The organism is Pseudocitrobacter sp. 2023LY-00077 (genome assembly GCF_055796175.1).
Window position 1 is genome coordinate 1 of record NZ_JBSPEI010000048.1, and the last position, 2,856, is coordinate 2,856.

6 protein-coding genes, 1 tRNA gene and 1 pseudogene are annotated in these 2,856 nt (G+C 51.1%); all 8 read right to left on the minus strand.

Going from position 1 to position 2,856, the window contains the following annotated elements; all coding sequences use genetic code 11:
• Positions 1-202, minus strand: a pseudogene (locus ACWWFX_RS25055) (lysis protein); the annotation flags it as partial.
• Positions 199-648 (minus strand): lysozyme, encoded by a 450-nt coding sequence (locus tag ACWWFX_RS25060; protein ID WP_062777026.1) that lies wholly within the window; start codon positions 646-648, stop codon positions 199-201. The gene ACWWFX_RS25060 and the pseudogene ACWWFX_RS25055, both read right to left, overlap by 4 nt.
• The gene (locus ACWWFX_RS25065) at positions 638-955 is read right to left on the minus strand and encodes a phage holin, lambda family (protein WP_062777024.1); all 318 of its coding nucleotides are present in this window, start codon (positions 953-955) and stop codon (positions 638-640) included. The genes ACWWFX_RS25060 and ACWWFX_RS25065 overlap by 11 nt, the downstream gene beginning before the upstream one ends.
• A gap of 180 nt (positions 956-1,135) precedes the next feature.
• Positions 1,136-1,213 (minus strand) — tRNA-Met (locus tag ACWWFX_RS25070).
• A 129-nt stretch (positions 1,214-1,342) separates the two neighbouring features.
• The gene (locus ACWWFX_RS25075) at positions 1,343-2,122 is read right to left on the minus strand and encodes an antitermination protein (protein ID WP_473225079.1); all 780 of its coding nucleotides are present in this window, start codon (positions 2,120-2,122) and stop codon (positions 1,343-1,345) included.
• On the minus strand, positions 2,119-2,259 hold the full coding sequence (locus tag ACWWFX_RS25080) for a YlcG family protein (protein WP_473225080.1): 141 nt from the start codon (positions 2,257-2,259) through the stop codon (positions 2,119-2,121). Before ACWWFX_RS25080 ends, ACWWFX_RS25075 begins: the two co-directional genes overlap by 4 nt.
• A complete protein-coding gene (gene rusA, locus ACWWFX_RS25085; protein WP_473225081.1) occupies positions 2,256-2,618 on the minus strand; it encodes a crossover junction endodeoxyribonuclease RusA in 363 nt (120 codons plus the stop codon). Before rusA ends, ACWWFX_RS25080 begins: the two co-directional genes overlap by 4 nt.
• The coding region (locus tag ACWWFX_RS25090; RefSeq protein ID WP_473225082.1) for a DUF1364 domain-containing protein at positions 2,615-2,856 on the minus strand (242 nt) is incomplete at its 5' end. The genes ACWWFX_RS25090 and rusA, both read right to left, overlap by 4 nt.

Consider the following 2,856-nt stretch of genomic DNA (forward strand, 5'->3'; position numbering starts at 1 on the left):
CCAGTGCAGCGACTTCACGCTGGCGGGTCTGCATGTCGGTGATGGTGGCCTTTGCCAGATTCAGCTCCTGAGTTTTCTCATCTCGCTGCTTCTTGTATTCGGTGGCGTTGTCGCGGTAGTGGTTAACGAAGAAAGCCTGCACTCCGATTAGTACGACAACCGACAGCTGCAACCAGTAACGCTTAACCAGCGCGCCAATCACGACAGGAACAGAGCGCGCTCCGCCTCACGTCGACGGGTAAGCCCATTCAGGACTTTGCCGCCAGCTTTATTCCAGCGCAGGAACTCGTCAGCCGCCCCTTGAACATCTCCATCATTAAGCTTTTTCAGCAGAGTAGAAGTAGAGAGCGCCCGGGAACCGACGTTGTAGGCAAACGAGACCAGAGCATCGAACTGACCCTGGGTTAGCTTTACCTTAACCACTTTGAGGACGTCATTCTCAAAGCTAACGAGGCCTGTGCGAAGAAGACGATCTGCAGTTTTCATGTCTATCTTCATTCCGGGTTTTACTGGTTTTCCATCTACAGGATGAGTCCAGCCATAACCGATTGTCCAAGGAGCGCCACCTGTTCCCGGATCAGGATACGCGGTTAAGCTGCATCCCTCGAAATCCTTGATGTTCTTTATCCCTTTTTCACTAGTTTGCATCGTCCACCCCTACTTTCTTGGCAGTGAATTTCTTGATAAGCGATCCGATTGAAGCGGTACCGAGATAGCCAATAAACACACTGCCGATATAGGCAAGGTTTGTGCTCATACCGATGAACACGAGAATGTCTCTTACGAACCAGGCAAACATCGCGCACATCAATCCATCAATCAGCGTCTTTGAAAGCGTGTCACCGTTATACCGGCCACGCAGATACGCCATGATGAATGCCAGGATCGCACCAATGCCCTGCTCTTTGGCAGCTAGCAAAGCAGCGATAAAGTCTTGTTTGTAGGGCATCTTCATAGTCTCTCTCCTCGCAGTAGAAGCGGGAGCTGTGTTTGTAGTGAGGAAAGGCCGTCCGACACGATAGCTACGTGGCTTCTGAGGGTGATTGTCGGCGACCTGAATAAAGAGCCCACGGCGCGGTGGGCAAGAGGGTAAGGCATATAGGCTCTGCGGCCTGATTTCCCAGCTGGCGGGATTTGGTGGGCCGGGAAGGATTCGAACCTATCTACCCTTCCCTTATGAGGGGACCGCTCATACCAAATGAGCTTCCGGCCCAGAAACGACAAAGCCCAAGGCGTTAACCTCGGGCTTTTTATTCTTCACCGTAACAATTCACGGATTTGTAGTGTTAGAGCAATAATATTCTAACTTTCGTCATTATGCAAGCTGCAATCGTTACCGGAATCAAACTTTGCTCGTAACTTTCGATAAGATCGCATTTGCAGCAGATTCCGACTTCTCAATCTCAGATATCAGGGATTCATAAAATGGCTTAATCGCCTTATCCCAGACCCCTGGAGAAATGGCATCAGTAAACTGGCATATAGCGCGATAGCATGATGCGGCAGGCAGGCGCTCATATCCCCTTCCTGAGCACTGACGACAGGCGCTCATAACCGGAACACCTTGCTCTTCTGACTTTTTTCGGTCAACCGCCAAACCACGCCCTCTGCACTTAACACAGGATGTTGATATAACCCCGCGCCCACTACATTTGGCACATGTCTCTTCAACCTGCTCATTTGCTGTTTTTGCGGGGGTTTTCTCTCCACAACCCGGATGCTTAACTACCAGTGCTTCCTTCCTGATTACGCCACGGCCTTTACAGCATGAGCAAGTGACTTCGCTGGCTGCTGATCGGCAATAATCCTGGTATGCGAAAGTTGCGAGCAATTGCAGAACCTTACCCTTAATATTGTTTTCAAGTTTGCGAAAGGCTGCAACCTTATCGCAGTGTTTGATTCCATATTGCATCAACAGTTGAACGGCTTTCTTTTTGTCATCGCTGCTCAGATTCATTTTTCCGCTAAAAGCACTAAACCCCAGCGGAGCGCGACTTTGGACCATTCCAAATGCAGCCATAACGTCAGTGCCAGTTAAAGCTTCTGACGCCGTGGCTCTTGGAGAGTCAGATAATTGTGGTGACTTAGGAGCGTGGAATTTGACTGTGTTTTCGAGGTTCATGCTGATGCTCCCACTGTCTTATGGCTGCGAATGAAGTTGCGAAGAAGTCTGTAATCAACCAAGAAAGAATCCGGGGTTCTGAGCATGCGCAGGAATTGCCAGCGCAAACGGGTCAACTCGATTAGCTCGGTGTTCATAGCGCCTCCAGTTCGGTAATCGTCAACTCAAGACGACCGCCCTTCACTACCGGCATCTTCACGACGCGATAGTCGACTACCTGCACGTCATCGACCCAAAAGCCTGCTTTGGTCAGCGCATCGAATGCGGCCTTTTGCAGATTGTCCAGGTCTCGGCGGCGTCGATCTGGCATATGGCATTCGATGCGAACCTTCAGAGGCGAGGTGATCCCGATATCCAACATCTCTTCCTTGATGATTTCAGCCACAAGGTCACGGTATTGCTTTCCTTCCGTGCTGATGTGCGTGCGCCCGCGGTTGTGCCGGTAATAGCGATTGTTGCTTGGAGGCCATGCGAGGCTGATTCGATATGTATTCACACTTTCACCTTCCCTTCTTTCAGCCAGATAACCTGTGTACGCGCCATACCTTCCAGGGCGCACTCCTTTGCATATTCCGCATCAACCAGACGAGTGCGGCGATCAATCTCATCGTGGCAACTGCTGCATGCGATTGTGGCGATCAGGTCAGGCGGCTTGATTCCGGTCCCGCAGAGGCCAGCAAGACGAATGTGAGCCAGTACTGAGGTTTCAGGATTGCCGTTGCATACGCCGGGGA

What these genes read in the sequence shown, in the direction of transcription:
- ACWWFX_RS25060 (WP_062777026.1), bottom strand. Translation starts at nt 648, where the DNA reads ATGCAAACTAGTGAAAAAGGGATAAAGAACATCAAGGATTTCGAGGGA.
- ACWWFX_RS25065 (WP_062777024.1), bottom strand. Translation starts at nt 955, where the DNA reads ATGAAGATGCCCTACAAACAAGACTTTATCGCTGCTTTGCTAGCTGCC.
- ACWWFX_RS25075 (WP_473225079.1), bottom strand. Translation starts at nt 2,122, where the DNA reads ATGAACCTCGAAAACACAGTCAAATTCCACGCTCCTAAGTCACCACAA.
- ACWWFX_RS25080 (WP_473225080.1), bottom strand. Translation starts at nt 2,259, where the DNA reads ATGAACACCGAGCTAATCGAGTTGACCCGTTTGCGCTGGCAATTCCTG.